The 16,491-nt window shown below is 41.6% G+C and carries 16 protein-coding genes; 9 read left to right on the top strand and 7 right to left on the bottom strand.

The genetic code is table 11. The annotated features are described in order from the left end of the window. Position 1 precedes the first annotated feature (1 nt). From smpB to ID165_RS15045, 6 genes are all read left to right on the top strand, one after another. Positions 2-469 (top strand): SsrA-binding protein SmpB, encoded by a 468-nt coding sequence (gene smpB, locus ID165_RS15070; RefSeq protein WP_192085722.1) that lies wholly within the window; start codon positions 2-4, stop codon positions 467-469. Beyond that, complete coding sequence (locus ID165_RS15065) at positions 432-1,229, top strand: hypothetical protein (protein WP_192085718.1); 798 nt, start codon at positions 432-434, stop codon at positions 1,227-1,229. Before smpB ends, ID165_RS15065 begins: the two co-directional genes overlap by 38 nt. Before the next feature lie 3 nt (positions 1,230-1,232). After that, complete coding sequence (locus ID165_RS15060) at positions 1,233-1,745, top strand: HNH endonuclease (RefSeq protein ID WP_192085716.1); 513 nt, start codon at positions 1,233-1,235, stop codon at positions 1,743-1,745. A 56-nt stretch (positions 1,746-1,801) separates the two neighbouring features. Continuing rightward, the gene (locus ID165_RS15055) at positions 1,802-2,236 is read left to right on the top strand and encodes a hypothetical protein (RefSeq protein WP_192085714.1); all 435 of its coding nucleotides are present in this window, start codon (positions 1,802-1,804) and stop codon (positions 2,234-2,236) included. 254 nt (positions 2,237-2,490) lie between these two features. Beyond that, the gene (locus tag ID165_RS15050) at positions 2,491-2,655 is read left to right on the top strand and encodes a DUF1328 domain-containing protein (protein WP_192351571.1); all 165 of its coding nucleotides are present in this window, start codon (positions 2,491-2,493) and stop codon (positions 2,653-2,655) included. Between the two features lie 412 nt (positions 2,656-3,067). Continuing rightward, positions 3,068-3,793, top strand: a complete 726-nt coding sequence (locus tag ID165_RS15045; RefSeq protein ID WP_192085712.1) for a DUF502 domain-containing protein — start codon at positions 3,068-3,070, stop codon at positions 3,791-3,793. A gap of 228 nt (positions 3,794-4,021) precedes the next feature. On the opposite strand, the gene ID165_RS15040 is transcribed toward ID165_RS15045, so the two are convergent. The 3 genes from ID165_RS15040 to ID165_RS15030 form a co-directional block, all read right to left on the bottom strand. Further along, positions 4,022-4,351 (bottom strand): multidrug efflux SMR transporter, encoded by a 330-nt coding sequence (locus tag ID165_RS15040; protein ID WP_192085710.1) that lies wholly within the window; start codon positions 4,349-4,351, stop codon positions 4,022-4,024. A 91-nt stretch (positions 4,352-4,442) separates the two neighbouring features. Continuing rightward, the gene (locus ID165_RS15035; protein WP_192085708.1) at positions 4,443-5,045 is read right to left on the bottom strand and encodes a ribonuclease HII; all 603 of its coding nucleotides are present in this window, start codon (positions 5,043-5,045) and stop codon (positions 4,443-4,445) included. Continuing rightward, complete coding sequence (locus ID165_RS15030; protein WP_192085705.1) at positions 5,017-7,692, bottom strand: glucosidase; 2,676 nt, start codon at positions 7,690-7,692, stop codon at positions 5,017-5,019. Before ID165_RS15030 ends, ID165_RS15035 begins: the two co-directional genes overlap by 29 nt. Positions 7,693-8,291: 599 nt before the next feature. On the opposite strand from ID165_RS15030, the gene ID165_RS15025 reads away from it, so the two are divergent. Both ID165_RS15025 and ID165_RS15020 read left to right on the top strand, forming a co-directional pair. Continuing rightward, a complete protein-coding gene (locus ID165_RS15025) occupies positions 8,292-8,660 on the top strand; it encodes a BlaI/MecI/CopY family transcriptional regulator (RefSeq protein ID WP_192085703.1) in 369 nt (122 codons plus the stop codon). Beyond that, positions 8,657-11,041, top strand: coding sequence for a M56 family metallopeptidase (locus ID165_RS15020; protein ID WP_192085701.1), 2,385 nt, complete (start codon positions 8,657-8,659; stop codon positions 11,039-11,041). Before ID165_RS15025 ends, ID165_RS15020 begins: the two co-directional genes overlap by 4 nt. Before the next feature lie 38 nt (positions 11,042-11,079). On the opposite strand, the gene ID165_RS15015 is transcribed toward ID165_RS15020, so the two are convergent. Then, the gene (locus ID165_RS15015; RefSeq protein WP_192085699.1) at positions 11,080-12,195 is read right to left on the bottom strand and encodes a glycosyltransferase family protein; all 1,116 of its coding nucleotides are present in this window, start codon (positions 12,193-12,195) and stop codon (positions 11,080-11,082) included. A gap of 175 nt (positions 12,196-12,370) precedes the next feature. Next, positions 12,371-13,246: a UDP-2,3-diacylglucosamine diphosphatase gene (locus ID165_RS15010; protein ID WP_192085697.1), complete on the bottom strand. Its 876-nt coding sequence runs from the start codon at positions 13,244-13,246 to the stop codon at positions 12,371-12,373. 284 nt (positions 13,247-13,530) lie between these two features. Here ID165_RS15010 and ID165_RS15005 point away from each other — a divergent pair, with 284 nt between their 5' ends. Continuing rightward, on the top strand, positions 13,531-14,178 hold the full coding sequence (locus ID165_RS15005; RefSeq protein ID WP_192085695.1) for a bifunctional 4-hydroxy-2-oxoglutarate aldolase/2-dehydro-3-deoxy-phosphogluconate aldolase: 648 nt from the start codon (positions 13,531-13,533) through the stop codon (positions 14,176-14,178). A 321-nt stretch (positions 14,179-14,499) separates the two neighbouring features. Here the strand turns inward: ID165_RS15005 and ID165_RS14995 are convergent, their stop codons facing one another. Then, on the bottom strand, positions 14,500-15,408 hold the full coding sequence (locus ID165_RS14995; protein WP_225586765.1) for an AraC family transcriptional regulator: 909 nt from the start codon (positions 15,406-15,408) through the stop codon (positions 14,500-14,502). A gap of 10 nt (positions 15,409-15,418) precedes the next feature. Continuing rightward, on the bottom strand, positions 15,419-16,459 hold the full coding sequence (locus tag ID165_RS14990; protein WP_192351568.1) for an NAD(P)-dependent alcohol dehydrogenase: 1,041 nt from the start codon (positions 16,457-16,459) through the stop codon (positions 15,419-15,421). Positions 16,460-16,491 lie beyond the last annotated feature (32 nt).

Here is a 16,491-nt window from a genome sequence, read left to right as displayed (position 1 = left end):
CATGGCTAAGGATAATAAGTTTGACAAAGTCATCAACATAAAAAACAGAAAGGCAAGTTTTCAGTTTGAATTTGTAGATACTTATGTAGCAGGAATGGTGCTAAAAGGAACTGAGATCAAGTCCATCCGTGAAGCAAAAGTATCACTGACTGAAGCGTTCTGCATTTTTTTGGACGGACAACTATACGTGCGACAGATGCATATCGCCCCATATTCCATGGCAGCGAGTTATAATCATGTCGCAATTCGCGATAGAAAGTTATTGATGAGCAAGAAGGAACTCGAAAAATTGGAAACTAAGTCTCAGGAAAAAGGGCTGACTATCATTCCTGTTCGTATATTTATCAATGACCGGGGGATGGCAAAAATGGAGATAGCGCTAGGCCGGGGCAAGAAATCACACGATAAAAGACAGGATCTGAAGGAAAAAGATGCAAAAAGAGAAATCCGGCGAATGGCCTTTGATTGATGCTTTTGGGATATGTAGACAAACTATCCTTCCACTTTACCGCAGACCTACTTTTGATTCTGCACAGGTCACACAGTTACTTTTTGGAGAGTGTTATCAGACTACAGCTATGACGCCCGACCGGCAATGGTTCAAAATACTGCACGAAGATACAGGACTGCAAGGTTGGATTGCCGGCCGTGCACTCAAGGAAATTCCCCAAACTGACTATTACAAATACCTCAACACGGACTTTCAGATTGTCACCAGTCCTATAGCTGCCATAGAATACCTTGGGACAAATCTATATTTGCTTCCGGGAAGCAGGCTCCACTTCTCTGATTTGGAGCTTTTTAATTGGCAGGATAACATAGGATTCACAGGGGCTGTCCGTAGTCATGCGCTGAGAGCCGACAGGAAGGAGCTGATCGATATTGCAATCAACTATGTCAATGCACCTTTTCAGGCAGGAGGGAGAAGTATAGTGGGATTGGACGGGCGGCAAGGTTTTGAATTGATTTTTGGTATAGCGGGCTATTCTTGGAAGTCAGGCGAAATTCCGGGCAGAAAAATTGAACCCGAGCTCATATTGCCGGGTGATTTATTTATTTTCAGGGAACTGGAAAGGAAGCAGGTCAACTATGCCTTGTATCTTGGAGCTGATGAAGTATTTTGGATGGATAATAGAATTAAAGTGACGGATTTGAGTGAATGGGAAGCCTTCCTACGGAGTAGTAGGGATAAACAGGTAGAATTGGAAACCCGAATGATTATAAGTTAAACTATGGAAAAGCGGGTATTGGTGTTGAATATGGATCATTCTCCCGTGGCGGTAGTTTCGCCACAAAAAGCCATCGTCCTACTTTTAATGGAAAAGGCAAATTGCTTGTCTGTGTATGATTTACTTCAGATACGTACTGTCAGCCGCAGCTTTGAATATCCTGCTGTGATCTGCCTGAATCATTATAAAAACATTCCCTATCGTGGAGTACTTCTCAACCGGATAAATCTTTTTAGAAGAGATCATGGTGAATGTCAGTATTGTGGAAGCAAGAGACAGTTGACCATAGATCATGTGGTACCGCGGTCCAAGGGTGGAAAATCCAGCTGGACCAATTTGACCACAGCCTGTCATAGGTGCAATGTACTGAAGGGTGATAAAAGTCCGGAGCAAGTTGGGCTTACTATAAAGACTAAACCTTTTAAGCCATCTTTAGCCTATTTTTTGTCAGAATATGCCGAAAAGCAGGCAGAAGAATGGCTGCCGTTTTTGAATTCCAAGATGCTTCAGGGCTGAAGGCTCCCAAGATTAACATTTATCTTTTCCGGCAAAATAATTGCCTGAACCTGTGTATGATTCTTTCCATTATCCCTTCTCTTTTATTTGTGTTTGTTCTTCAAACCAGTCAAATCAGTTTTCAGCAACTATTAGGCTCTTGGCAACTGGTACACTTTGACGCGATGGATCAGTTGAGGAATTCTCCCCAGTACCAGAATTCAAATTCAGCCATGCGTGAGGGACTGGAATATAAAATCCAAAACCGGCTTGAAAATACCGTGTATAATTTTATTCCCGGAGACAGTCTGAGATTTACAGATTATGTGAGGCAGGAAGTAGTACAGAAGAAGGCCAAAATAGAAATCAGCAGTGATAATATAGTGACTATTCATGCGGGAGCAGAAACCAGACAAGCCAAAATTGTTCAGTTTGATGATGATCGCATGGTGCTGGAGCCAATCAGTGATAAGCCTGGAGCCGGCAAGTTGGTTTTCAAAAGGATTAAATAGAAAAGTAGCAATCAATCACCAATAGAAAATTAGCTGTCAGGCTCAACTGATGGCTTATTTTTTGCCAGTTGAGATGTAACCGGCTGTGCGTGAGAATGAAATCGCGCTTAATTTTATTGCTGGTTTTGGGGTTGACATTCCCCAAGGTAATTCTTTCATGCCACGATGGTTGTACCAAAAAGGGGGATAGGCACATTGTGGGAGGTTGGTATGGTTTTTTAGGACTAGTTACCGAACCATCAACCAATTTAATTATGTTACGCTGGATTTTAATTTTCTTAGTAATCGCACTTATTGCCGCGGTTTTGGGCTTTGGAGGAATAGCTGCCGGGGCAGCTTCTATTGCCCAAATCATCTTCTACATTTTCTTGGTTTTGCTAGTGATCTCGCTGGTAATGCATCTCTTAAAGAGAACATGATTTAGTAGGATAGCATACAGGCGATCAACAGTCACGTTAGTCGCACAGTTCTAATGAATAGGATCTGTGCGACTTTCAGAAAAAGTTTTCGTGAATTAGGGTTTCCGGTCTCGGCTAGGCAGGCTACTCTTTTGAAAAATTTGAACTTTGTCGGAAATTATTTTCAGACTGTATTTTCCTTGAAACCCTCCCTGTCCACTGTGGTTGAACCCAGATTTTGCATTAGGTTTCGTTAAGAGACCATTAATTGCAATAAAATCAGGCTGTTTGGAGACTGAGGCATAGCACCGCTATGGTGAAGTCGAAAACTGCAACGCAGTGACTGATTTTGAAGCAATTATGGTCGCAATAGAAATGCTAATGCATGATGCGGGTTAAAAACTAGACTTTAAAAAATATCTCCAGTCTCCCCATGAATAAAGAGCCTTTTCCCACAGTTGAAAGACAGTATAATTCTAAACGAGGTTTAATTTTAGACAGCTTGTTGCAGGGTTTTTTAATTCTGCTTCCACTTACCATAATTTTAATCCTTCTTTCAATTGTATTCAATTTTATTTTTGGAATTGTAGCTCCCCTAAGCGCAGCTTTGGATCCGGGTGCTGATGACCCCCATTGGTTGATCAATCTGCTTTCACTAGCTATCTTCTGTACATTTATTTTCTTGATAGGCCTACTCGTTCGTAATAAAGTAGGAAAAGTTTATTTCAAAAGTTTTGAGAAGAAATACCTTACCAGAATTCCACTTTATAATTTAATTCACCAGACAGTATATCAGTTTGTAGGTTTGAAAAAACTTCCTTTTTCTGAAGTTGTGCTTTTGGATCCATTTAGATCAGGAACCATGATGACAGGTTTTATTACAGATCAAATTGGTGAAAAACTCTACACCGTTTTTGTACCTACCGCTCCAAACCCCACAAATGGAAATATTTACCATGTACCGAAAGAGCTAATAACATTTTTGAGTGTAAGTACGCAGGATGCCATGCGGACAGTAATGGGGATGGGTACAGGCACCGCCGGGATACTGGCGGGATTGGATCTTTCGGATATTCGTGCTGATGGCAGTCTACAGGAAATAGAAAAAAGTAAACTAGTGGATGATAATATGGATGGAATGCGCCCCCTTTCCAGCTAGAAATTTTTCCGATAGCATGTACTGTTATTACATGCAAGAGAAGTCTTATCCTGCTTTTCCATAAGCTGGGGCTAATTAGAATATTCACACCTGATAGTGAGGCTCAACCATAATTTTTTTCTTGTTTCTTACAAGACTATCGGAGATAGGAAATAAGGCTTGAATGCAAAGAGACTATCCTTACGAGTAGTTAGAGTCACTTTGATTTTAGGTAAAAGTAAAAAGTGCTTAATGGGATGATACAAATTTCAACCCGATTATGGATCCAATCAATGTGGCCATAAAAAACAACCGCCAGAATTCCGCTGACTCTCTAAATACGAAAATACCCACCAAGGCTGTACCTACCGCGCCTATTCCCGTCCAGACTGCATAAGCAGTTCCAATGGGGAGAGTTTGAGTAGCTTTGATCAGTAGAAGCATGCTTATAGCCAGACAAATGATAAAGCCGGTATACCAGCCATACACTGCCGTTCCTGTGGCATGCTTTGCCTTGCCTAGACATGATGCGAATCCTACTTCAAATAATCCACCGATGATCAATAATATCCAGTTCATAGAGTTAATATCGTATTAAACCACGGAGACAACAAAATCTTCACGAAGTCCGTAATGATGTTATTTATCATGAAAGAGATTTAATATTCAATCACAAGGCTAATTTAGTCTGCTCCCTCAACAGTCGAAAACTCTTTCTGTGCCAGATGCAGTCTCCATATTCTTCAATTCCTGACCTATGAGCTTTGGTAGGATAGCCGGCATTGCGTTCCCATGCGTAATGTGGGTATTCTTCTGCCAGCTTTTCCATGAATTTGTCCCGGTGAACTTTTGCCAAAATCGAAGCTGCTGCGATACTGAAATATTTTCCATCGCCTTTGATCACGCAGGTATGTGGGATCGTTAACTGGGATTTCCACCGGTTGCCATCGATCAATAGATGTTCAGGTAATACGCCTAGACCTTGTACCGCCCGGGTCATTGCAAGAAAGGAAGCATTCAGAATGTTGATCTTGTCTATTTCCACCACACTCGCTTCAGCGATTTGCCAAGCTAAGGCTTTGTCTTTGATCTCTTCGATCAGCTCTTCCCGTTGTTTTTTGCGCAGCTTCTTTGAGTCATTGATCCAGGGGTTGGCATAGTCGGTGGGTAAAATCACTGCCGCCGCGACTACTGGGCCAGCCAGACAGCCTCGCCCAACTTCGTCACATCCGGCTTCTATTCTATTAGCTTCTAAAAAGGGTTTTAGAATCATGATCCTTGTCTTCTCTGATTTTATAAAACTTGTGAATCATCTCTGCTACTAATCCTGTCCAACCTGTCTGGTGGGATGCACCCAAGCCTGCGCCGCTGTCTCCATGAAAATACTCATAGAAGAGAATGTAATCTTTGAAGTGCGGGTCTTCCTGATATTTTTTATGACTGGCTCCGTACACAGGTCTGTTACCATTTTCGTCTTTCATGAATATCCGCATGCATCGTAGTGAGAGTTCTTTGGCGATGATATCCATCGTCATGTATTTGCCCGAACCTGTAGGATACTCGATGGAGAAATCCCCTCCATAGTAAAAGTCAAATTTCTTTAAGGATTCGATGAGCAGGAAATTTATGGGAAACCAAATTGGCCCCCGCCAGTTGGAATTTCCTCCAAACATCACCGTGTCGGATTCCCCAGGCGTGTATTTCACGGATAGTATTTCCTCCCCGATTTTCATGGAATAAGGGTTTTTCTCGTGATATTTGGAAAGCGATCTGATTCCATAATCACTTAAGAATTCGTCCGAATCCAACATTTTTTGCAGCACGCTTTTCATTCTGTGCCCTCTCAAAAGAGAAAATAATCTGCGTTTGTCGTAGCCAGGCTGGATCCAGCTAGATACAAGTGCGGCCAACTTTGGCTTTTCCCGAAGGAAAAAATCCAATCGTTTCTTAAACTCCGGGAGATTTGCAAAAAGATCTTCCCGAATTGGTTCCACGGCAAAAAGTGGAATCAAACCGACAATAGAACGCACCTTCATTTTGCTGGATTCTTTGCCCGGAATATGAAAAACATCGTAGAAGAAATTGTCCTCATCATCCCACAGAGAAATATGTTCTTCGGAGATATTGCTCATGGCACCTGCGATGTATAGGAAGTGCTCCAGAAACTTAGTGGCAGTGAATTGATAGACGGTATTGAATTCGCACAAATCCAGGGAAATTCTCAGGAGATTCAGAGAGAACATAGCCATCCATGAGGTAGCATCGGCCTGCTCTAATTTGCCGTGGTATTTCTGTGCATGGCTTCTGTCAAATACCGAAATATTATCCAGTCCCAGAAAACCTCCTTCAAAGATGTTTTTGCCATCACTATCTTTCTGATTCACCCACCAGGTAAAGTTGATCATCAATTTATGAAGAGCACGCTCGAGAAATTCATGATCACCTACACCGTTATTGGCTTTTTTGTCAATCTGGTAAATTCGCTGAACAGCATACGCGTGAACAGGGGGGTTCACATCGGAAAAATTCCACTCGTAGGCCGGAATCTGACCATTGGGATGCATATACCATTCGTTTAGTAAGACGAGAAGTTGATTCTTGGCGAACTCAGGATCTATCCTTGCAATTGGGATGGCATGAAACGCCAAATCCCATGCCGCATACCAAGGGTATTCCCACTTATCAGGCATGGAGATAATATCATAATTCTGCAAGTGTCTCCAATTGCTGTTTCTCCCTTTTTTTCGCTCTACGGGAGGTTTGTATCGACCTGGGTCACCCTCCAGCCATCGTTCCACATCATAATAATAAAATTGCTTGGACCACATCATACCTGCATAAGCCTGACGCTGTATATTCTCTAAATCCGCATCGGTGACTCTTTCCTGGATATTGGCATAGAATTCATCTGCTTCCTTTTTGCGTTGCTCCAGACAGGTGTCACAGATTTCAAGTGTGTCATCTTCTACTTGATGCTGCATTCGGAGTTTTACCTGTCTGCTTTCACCTGCTGGGATAGTGATTTCATAGATTGCGGCGGCTTTCGTGCCTTTGTTGGCAGGATTGAGATGACTGGAATCACCATGAACTACAAAGTCATTGATTGCATCTTTGAGGAATTTTTTCTCATTGCCAATGTTGTATATTCTTTCTCTGTTAGTCTCGTTATCGCAAAATTTCAGATCGGGATTTCCATCAAAAGTAATGGAATAATTGCCTGATTTTGGATTAAAAGCTTTGATAGTATTGGTGTCTGTTTTAGATAGCTTGGGCATAAATGGCTCGTGACCTGTAAACCAGGTCTTGCGGAACCATAACGTAGGCATTACCCAAATTTTAGCTTCCTCAGGGCCACGGTTATGGATCGTCGCTACCGCAATGATGTCTTCCACATCCTGCTTTGCATATTCGATGAAGATGTCAAAGTATTTATCCTCGTCAAATATCCCGGTGTCTATCAGTTCAAATTCAGGATCTAGTTTGCCTCTTCTGCTGTTTTCTTGCAAAAGATTCTGGTAGGGGAATTCTGCTTGAGGATACTTATAGAGCATCTTCATGTAGCTATGTGTGGGCGTAGAATCTAGGTAGTAATAGATTTCCTTTACATCCTCACCATGATTTCCTTGATTTCCTGTCAAGCCATAGAGGCGCTCTTTTATAAAAGGATCTTTTCCGTTCCAAAATGCCCAGGATAGACAAAATTTCTGCTTATAATCCGAAATGCCACCAATTCCTTCCTCGCCCCATCGATAAGCTTTACTCCGGGCATCGTCATGAGTCACATTTTCCCAGGCCGATCCATCGGGACTATAATCTTCTCTTACCGTTCCCCATTGTCTTTCAGTGAGATAAGGTCCCCACTTCTTCCAATGTTTGATGTGATTTCTATCTTCTTGTAATCGTATATTCTCAGCTGACATGTAATTCTATATAGGGCAATCTTCGAAATTATCAATTTCTATTAATTATAGCTCGAAAAACCGAGATCCGTTTAGAGATTCTGTGGTTAATTTTATGATTTGTTAATTAAACACCATTTCTGTTCAATTGTTGATGACTCTGTGAATCAAGGTTTTTTGAAAGTCTGAAATAATTCCTCAAGAGTCAGCGTAGAAAAGGATGCAGATCTCCAATGATCTCACCATTAAAAGTAGCCCTTTCATCTCTGTCTGTGAAGTTTTAATGCATGCAAGCTTTTTCTGGAAGTCTTTGTTGATCGCACAGAGATTTTTTACAAGGGATTCGATTTGCGCTTTTATTAGCCCTGTTTTTCTGTTTTCAGCTATCCTATTTCTATAGAGACGGGACTAGAAACGGGATTTTTGACACTTTATGATAGTTAGAGAGGACCTAGTTGAATGAATGGCTTCTTTTAATCACGTTCTAATTCACACTTGATGTTCCCGGATCTTACTGTGCTCTTCCCACAATTTACAGAAAATAACCCAAAATTTTTGATCTACACTTGTAGATGTAGTTTATTGTTCTACATTTGTAGATGTAATTTAACTCAAAGGTAATGAAACTATCTAGGGCAGAGGAAGAACTGATGAATCATTTGTGGAGAATGAAGCGGGCTTTTATGAAAGATCTGATGGATGCATATCCTAATCCTAAGCCGGCATCCACCACAATCTCCACGTTGTTGAAACGAATGCAGGATAAGGACTTTGTGGGCTATGAGGCCAGGGGGAAATTGCGGGAATATTTTCCGCTGGTTTCTAAAGAAAATTATTTTTCCAAGCATCTGAAAGGCTTGATCAAAAACTTCTTTAATGATTCACCGGCACAGTTTGCCTCCTTTTTCACCAAAAAGACAGAACTCTCTGAAGAGGAATTATTAGCTCTTAAAAATATTATTGAAGACCAGTTAAATCAGAAAAAATGATAGCCTACCTTCTGAAAGCCATAGCTTGCTTGCTTATTCTGCTTCTTGTGCACCGATTGCTTTTGCAGCGTGAAGCAATGCACAGGTTCAATAGATTTTTCCTGCTGTTTTCTGTGGTAGTGTCCTTTCTTGTTCCGGTTTTTACGATTGAAGTGCCCGAGACAGTAAAAGAAGCAATTCTGGAAGAGTCAGCTCAGGTGAATGCGGGGGAATATTACACTGAGTCTATTAGCTCCACGCACATAGAGGAAACACCAGTCTTTACTGAAAGAGAAGAAGTCCAATCTGAATTGGACCGGAAATACCTATTGATTGGTGTTTACAGTCTGATTTCGTTGATTTTTTTGTTTCGTTTTGTCCGGAATATCACCATTCTTATCAACCGGATTCAGAGAAATGTAAAGATTATTTATAGAGGGCAAACTCTAGTTTTGCTCCAAGAAGAGTCGCTCCCTTATTCCTTTCTGAAATACATTTTCGTAGCTGAGTCGGATCTTTCAAGCGGAAAGTTTACCGAGGCTATTTTCGATCACGAACGTACGCATGTAGAGGAAAAGCATAGCTGGGATATCCTATTTATTGAAGCATTGATGGTGCCGCTGTGGTTTCATCCCGGGCTTTATTGGGCGAAGGCAAGCATCAAACTCAATCATGAATTTATAGCAGATAAAGTGGCATTGCGCACTACTTCACTGGAAAAATACGAGAGCCAACTGCTGGCAATGATGCTTTCCGGCCAAAAGTATGGTTTGGTAAGCAGTTTGAATTTTTCATTAACCAAAAAACGATTTGAAATGATGAAGAGAAAAACAAAGAATTTGAATACGTGGATCAAGGTGATTGCTTTGGTTCCGGTGCTGGGAGCGTTGGTTTACGTTTTTAGTGAAAGAGTGACGGCAAAAGCTGATGGCACAATCCTGGAGAGTGAGGTTTATGTAAACAATTCAAATCTAAGTTATTTAGAAGAAATGGATTTTGACTTGACCTTTACGCTAAGACCAAATGGTGAAATTCTTTATAAAAGTGAAATGTATGATCTAGCAACTGTAAAGGAGTTGATTCTTGAGACAGAAACCTCATTGGATGCTGTAAAGATTAACTTGGTGACGGATCCAGGGATTTCAATGGGAGATCTGAGCGATTTTCAGGAAGTATTAAGGGAATTGGATATCCGTAAAATTCACTTTGTTTCCAACGATCAGGAAGTAAATGATGATTCAAAAGGTAAGTATGATGAATCCGATAGTTATCGAATAGCAGGTGCAGCCCAAGTGAATGGAAGTATAGTCGCTCAGCCTGAGGAGAAGGAAGAATATTACAGAAATGCTTCTATTTTTGTCGAAGATGAATCAGGTAATTTAAAACCAAAAGCTTACAAAGGATTGACTGAAATCGAAAAGTCTTTTTTGCATAATCCTCCAAAATCTCCGAAGAGAAACTCACCTTCATTAAGTGAATTCGAGGCATGGAAAAACTCAGATGATTTTGCCCTTTGGTTTGATGGTAAGGTTATTCCTAATTCTAAGTTGGAAGACTTGAATATTTCTGACATAGTTTTTTTTCATGATAGTTATGTACACAAAAATGCCCGTTCCGAAAGATTCCCTCAGGAGCATCAGGTGAATATATATAGTGAAGAGGCTTATGAGAGGACGTATGGTTCGAAATCCAATTTTGGCAAACCGTTCACTCCAGCTCACAAACTATATATATATCCTGCAGCTAGGAGAGTGAATGCGGGTAAGCCTTGGGCGAAAAAAGAAAAAGAGCCTATTTCTCAAATGATCAATCCCTTTGCATCGTATGATAGCTATGTAAAAGAAATGAATGACTATAAATCCAGTCTCGATCAAGGGGCACATTTCATCAGAAAAAAAGAAGATGAGCAAAACCAACTGATGTCTCGGTTTTTGGACTTATCAGGCAAATACCTTAGGCTTTCTGAGTCCGAAAAACGACAGATAGGTAAGCCAAAGCATCCTTATGCTCCTTATTTGAAGCTTGAACAGAATGGAAAGGTGATTTACAAAATGTGGGAAAACCTCACCGAATCAGAGAAATTACAATTTCCTACTCCTCATTCTATAACAGGGAGATCAAAGAAATTGTTGGCTTATGACAGGCAATTGAATGCTTACGAATTGAACAGGAACGACGGAGAGCATTATATTAACAAATCGAGCTGGAAACAGCATTTGAGCATGGACCAGTACCGGCAGGTTCAAAAGCAATATGCCCTTTTGCCCTTGGAGGAAAAACAACAGACAGCAGCCCCCACTCATCCATACTCTCCTTATGTAAGAATATCAAAAAATGGCTTGGATTCTTTCAAATTAGCCAAAGACCTTACTGAAGAAGAAAGGCAGAACTTGGGTTGCTGATTTGGTTAAAACCAACTTATGGGAGATTATTAGTAATCTTAAGAAAGTGGCAGGGTTAAGATAAAATCCCGCTCAGTTATTTTTGTTTCGGGGATTAGCTGTAGGAGTGCTTCAGGCCATGTTTCTATCCAGGGCTGAATAGAATTCCCAGTATTAAATTGCGCTTGGATTAGGTTTTCAAGCTTTGAGAAATCAAAGTTGTCCGAGGCTATTCCGGCTCCTGAATGTGCCGTGTCCACGGCATTGCAAGCCTGTTCATATTGTCCTTGTAAGGGAATTACCATTACGGGTTTTCCAAGATACATTGCTTCGCAAATGGATTCAAAACCTGCAGTACTTACAAGACCTTTGCAGGCAGCCATGTCTCGAAGAAAATTCTTGTCATGAACTCTATGGAAGCTCAGGTTTGGTAAGGGATGCTCAGTCTCAGCCGCATCTTTTTTATCCCAATATGCCCGTATTTTAAGATGGGGATTTGACTTAGCGTAAGAGAGAACTTCGGTGCCGTAGCCACTATTGACTATGTAGGTAAGGAAAAAGTCACCTGACATGGGCTTCATGTTTTTTACTTCCTCTCTCAGCAGCGGAGGCATTACGGTAATTTTGTCTGTAGACTTTAACTCATAAAATGAAAGCGCAAGTTTTTCAGTTGCTCCCAAAGCAGTTATTCGGGTATTGAGCTTGAAAAAGAACTTATTTAACCCTTTCGCAGGAGCAAATTTGAACTCAGGATGATAGATTAAATACTGATGGCCGATAACCCAATAAGTGGCACGGGGACGGAAAAAGGCGTTGTAAACACCTCCCAATAAGTCATAAAAATTCAAAATGATATCAGGAGTTTCATCCGTGACTATTTTGTCGATTTGATGAAGACTTCGCCAAAAGGTACCTGACTTTGCAAAGTTTGTTCGGATGGTTTTACTGATTAAGATTGTTTTATCATCCTTATCGCAGGCAAAATTGGGGCTGTCCACTAGATGAACCGGTACTGATATTTCTCGGGAGAAAAACTCGGGAATAGTCCTTCGTTTGCTTTTTCCCAAAATAACTCCAGCTAATTCATGACCTTGTTTTCTTAGCATTTGGGAGAATGCGATGGCTTGAGTCATATGACCGCGCCCTTCGCCTTGGACGATAAAGAGAAATTTCATATGATTAAAATTTGTTTTTCAGAGGTCATATGGAATCTCGCCATGATAATCATCCGGTGTGCGACGTTCTTCGTCATGCTCGATTTCATCTGTTTATATTTTTTTTCAATGGTCATATGGAATCTCGCATAGCAGATAATCATTCCTCCTCGTGTCGGTTATGTCATGCTCGATTTCATTGGATGGAAGTAATGGACGGCGATTCCAAATCATCAGTTGGCTTGGTAAAGGAAACCTCTCTCATACGCACCATTGTAGTCTCCTGTTTGCCGATGAAAAATTGCTGTAGACTATCGTCATAAGCTTCTTTGAAATTGATTTCATTGTAGTAGATAAGCTGCCAATTCCCTTCGTGGTCTTCTGCCAGTGCACTCATGGTCTCCACCCAGTCACCCGAATTCAAGTATTGAATACCGTCTATTACCCTGTTTTCGGGTTTGTGAATGTGTCCGCAGATGATTCCGTCACAACCCTTAGCTTTAGCCATTTTTGCCAGTTCTTCCTCATATTGGTCGATGTAGGAAACGGCGGACTTGACTTTGCCTTTAACATATTGTGAGAGAGAAAAATAAGGGAGCCCGCGTTTAATCCGATAATGGTTGACCACACTATTCAGCCATAGCAAAAAAGTATAGCCAATATCTCCCAAGTAGGCTATCCAGCGAAGGTTGGTAGTGATGCTGTCAAACACGTCACCGTGAGTGATGAAGTATTTTTTACCATGGCTTTCATAGATCATGTCTTTTTGGATCGAGAGGTTCCCCATTTGAAATGGAAGAATCTGATCCAGAAAATCATCGTGGTTGCCACGTAAGTAGTATACCTTAGTACTGTGGTTCTCAATCATTTTCAGAATTCTGTTGAAAAAGCGGGTATGCTTCCTTTTCCAGGAGCCTGACTTTTTGAGCTGCCAGCCGTCGATGATATCACCGTTCAGGATGAGATTCTCACAGTTATACTGCTTAAGAAACCGAGCGATTTCTTTGGCTTTGGAGCCTTTGGTACCCAAATGTACATCGGATACTACTATCGTTTTGAATTGGGTTTTCACAATACTGGTTTTGATGGAAAGTTAAAACCTCCATTTGAACTCATTATCAGTGCATTATTAATAAAATAGTAAAAATACCTAAGTTTTGAGTCCCAATGTAATCTCAGTGTTAAGATGATATGAAAAAGGCCGTTCTGTAGCTTTTGCTACGACTGAGAAGATGGCATCTAACCTAAAAGGGATGAAAAATACAGCATCGCATTATATTCCTTGAAGTTCAGGAGGTAGTTTTTATCTTGTAAAATCAAGCGGTTATTTAGTCGGGAAAAGAAAATATAAATCACATGGAAAATTCAAACTCAGTTTTTTGGGAACGGTATCATAAAGCACCAATTGTGGGGATTATACGGGGTCAATCGTTTGATGCAGTGCTGGAAATAGCTCAGGTATATGGGGAGGCTGGCCTGACAACATTGGAAATCACGATGAATACGGAGGGAGCAGCTTCAATGATTTCTGCCTTGAGGAGTAAATTCCCCTCACTGAATATAGGAGCAGGGACGGTATGTGATTTGGAAGATCATCGGGAAGCACTTGATGCAGGAGCGCAGTTTATCGTAACGCCTATTATTGACGAGCTGGTAATTGAGCATGCGGTACATGAGAATATTCCGATTTTTCCGGGAGCATATTCTCCTACGGAAATATATAAAGCATGGTCGCTGGGAGCTTCAGCTGTCAAGGTGTTTCCTGCCACACAATTGGGGGTGGAGTTTATCAAGGATATACTAGGCCCTTTAGATCAAATCAAATTGCTTCCTACAGGCGGAATATCCAAGTTTAATATCAGATCGTTTTTTGAGGCAGGTGCATTTGGAGTGGGGATGGGCAGCTCTTTAATAGATAAAAAAATGGTGGAAGAGGGAGATTTTATGAGTTTAAAAAAGCACTTTGGGAATATCAGGGCCGAGATAGCTGGGTTTTGCGAATAATTCTGAGAATCAGACTGTAATTATCCTAAGCATAGCTATTAGAAAGTCTGAAAAGGGAAAATAATAACATTGGCACCCCAACCGAATTGCCTTCAGAATGTAGCCACAAGATTATCATCCTCCATCTAGCTTGGGGTCTGCGTAAGCATTTTGGGGGTAATGTCAGTCAGTGGTTTTCGAAGCTCTCCGTAACGCATTATTTGCTTCCTATGGAGATACCATATAATTCTTCCTTTGTATTTTCCACCAATTCGTCTAAATGCATAATCTTCTGAACAAATTGGAGTCTGCATATTTATATAATAATCTGATAATAACAGGCTAATTAAAACTGGACCTGAATTCCAACGGCGACATGTTAGTTTTATTCTTAAACAATTTATTGAACGACTGCGGATATTCGAAGCCCAGGTGATACGCCACTTCGCTCACCTGCATATTGGTAGTTGTCAGGAGCTCTTTGGCCTTGTCAATCAATTTGGCGTGGATGTGTTGCTGGGCGGTCTGGCCGGTGATAGCGCGTAGCATATCGCTTAAATAATCCGCCGAAACGTTAAGTACCCTTGCAACGTATTGTACGGTAGGTATGCCGTTTCGTGCCAGTTGCTGATCGTTAAAATGCTTTTCCAATAAGTTTTCCAACCGTATCAATATCTCATCGTTCGCTACTTTACGGGTAATGAACTGCCTGGCGTAAAAACGGTTGGCGTATTGCAGCAGCACTTCTATCTGTGCGATCATTACATCCCTGCTAAAACCGTCAATGCTGGTCTGGTACTCCCTATCAATGTTGCTGAACAATCCTTCAATGACCGTTTCTTCATCATCCGATAAATGCAGTGCTTCATTGAGTTCATAAGAGAAAAAATGATAGGTTCTGATCTTAGCGGCAAGCGGCGTATTAGCGATAAAGTCGGGGTGAAACATGAGCGTCATCCCGCCGGGTGGTTTGGAACCGGGATTCAGCTTCATCAGCAGTTGATTAGGTGCAATGAAAGCCATCATGCCCTCATCAAAATCATAATGCCGCTGGCCATACCTAAGTTTACCGTCATAGTCCTTTTTCAGCGAGATGCAGTAAAAGTTCAGCGTGAAATGTTGCAATTCCACTAAGCTATCATAACGGGTGTGTTCATGCCTGAAAACACTAATCATCGGATGCTTTGGCTTGGGCAAACCGAGCAGCCAGTGCTGCTCGGATATAGAATTAATGAGATGCGGCTGTTTCACTTATTTGAATTTACAGGGTTTTCATATCTATGACAAAGCGGTATTTGACATCGCCTTTCTGCATGCGTTCGTAAGCGGTATGGATATCTTTGATGTCGATCAATTCAATATCAGAAACAATAGTATGCTCGGCGCAAAAATCCAGCATTTGTTGAGTTTCTGACAAGCCGCCCGCACCCGAGCCGGCAATCACCTTATTACCTACAGCCAGCGAGAACGAAGCTACTTCCCAGGGCTTCGACGGCAGGCCTACATTAATATAAACGCCGTTGGTTTTAAGCATATTGAGGTACGGATTAATGTCGCTATTGCTGGCTACAGTGTCCAGTACAAAGTCAAAGCTTTTGAATGCAGCCTTCATTTGTGCCTCATCTTTGGAGATAATGAAATGTTGTGCGCCCAGTTCTATGGCTGCGGCCTCCTTGTTTGGTGATGTGCTGATCACTGTAACTTCAGCACCTAATGTGTGACCGAATTTAACACCCATATGCCCTAAGCCGCCCAGGCCAACAACCGCCAGTTTATGCCCTTTACCTACGTTCCACTTTTTCAATGGTGAAAAGGTAGTGATACCGGCGCATAATAACGGTGCTACTGCCGCCAAGTCCAGTTTTTCCGAGATGTGGTGAACGAAATCTTCATGGGCCACTATCGAATCGGAATAGCCACCATATGCCGGCAAGCCGTCATGCCCCAAGTTGTTGTAGGTTTGTACCGGTGCTACGGTGCAAAATTGTTCCTGTCCGTTCCGGCAGTCCTCGCATTCGCGGCAGGAATCCACAATAACTCCTACACCACCAAGGTCACCCAAGCTGAACTTTGTAACGTGTGCTCCTACTGCGATGATCCTCCCGACGATCTCGTGACCGGGAACCATCGGAAAAATACCTTGAAACCATTCGTTGCGGGTTAAATGAATATCGGTATGGCAAACGCCACAATACAGGATCTCGATCTGTACATCGTGTGCACCTAAGTCGCGTCTTTCAAATTGCCAGGGTGCTAAGGGGCTTTCTGCCGATTGCGCTGCATATCCTTTTGTCAGTGTCATCATTTACATTTTTTATGGCATAAAAGTAGGCT

The sequence above is a fragment of the Algoriphagus sp. Y33 genome, from assembly GCF_014838715.1.
Taxonomy (GTDB): Bacteria; Bacteroidota; Bacteroidia; order Cytophagales; family Cyclobacteriaceae; genus Algoriphagus.
The sequence above is the reverse complement of the archived record's forward strand: the minus strand, read 5'-3'. Positions and strand labels throughout refer to the sequence as shown.

Bases quoted from the DNA above. Each gene is read 5' to 3' on its own strand.
- ID165_RS15025 (WP_192085703.1), top strand. From the start codon at position 8,292: ATGAAACTATCTAGGGCAGAGGAAGAACTGATGAATCATTTGTGGAGA.
- ID165_RS15055 (WP_192085714.1), top strand. From the start codon at position 1,802: ATGATTCTTTCCATTATCCCTTCTCTTTTATTTGTGTTTGTTCTTCAA.
- ID165_RS15005 (WP_192085695.1), top strand. From the start codon at position 13,531: ATGGAAAATTCAAACTCAGTTTTTTGGGAACGGTATCATAAAGCACCA.
- ID165_RS15060 (WP_192085716.1), top strand. From the start codon at position 1,233: ATGGAAAAGCGGGTATTGGTGTTGAATATGGATCATTCTCCCGTGGCG.
- ID165_RS14990 (WP_192351568.1), bottom strand. From the start codon at position 16,459: ATGACACTGACAAAAGGATATGCAGCGCAATCGGCAGAAAGCCCCTTA.
- ID165_RS15040 (WP_192085710.1), bottom strand. From the start codon at position 4,351: ATGAACTGGATATTATTGATCATCGGTGGATTATTTGAAGTAGGATTC.
- ID165_RS15065 (WP_192085718.1), top strand. From the start codon at position 432: ATGCAAAAAGAGAAATCCGGCGAATGGCCTTTGATTGATGCTTTTGGG.
- ID165_RS15035 (WP_192085708.1), bottom strand. From the start codon at position 5,045: ATGATTCTAAAACCCTTTTTAGAAGCTAATAGAATAGAAGCCGGATGT.
- ID165_RS15045 (WP_192085712.1), top strand. From the start codon at position 3,068: ATGAATAAAGAGCCTTTTCCCACAGTTGAAAGACAGTATAATTCTAAA.
- ID165_RS15015 (WP_192085699.1), bottom strand. From the start codon at position 12,195: ATGAAATTTCTCTTTATCGTCCAAGGCGAAGGGCGCGGTCATATGACT.
- ID165_RS15020 (WP_192085701.1), top strand. From the start codon at position 8,657: ATGATAGCCTACCTTCTGAAAGCCATAGCTTGCTTGCTTATTCTGCTT.
- smpB (WP_192085722.1), top strand. From the start codon at position 2: ATGGCTAAGGATAATAAGTTTGACAAAGTCATCAACATAAAAAACAGA.
- ID165_RS15030 (WP_192085705.1), bottom strand. From the start codon at position 7,692: ATGTCAGCTGAGAATATACGATTACAAGAAGATAGAAATCACATCAAA.
- ID165_RS15050 (WP_192351571.1), top strand. From the start codon at position 2,491: ATGTTACGCTGGATTTTAATTTTCTTAGTAATCGCACTTATTGCCGCG.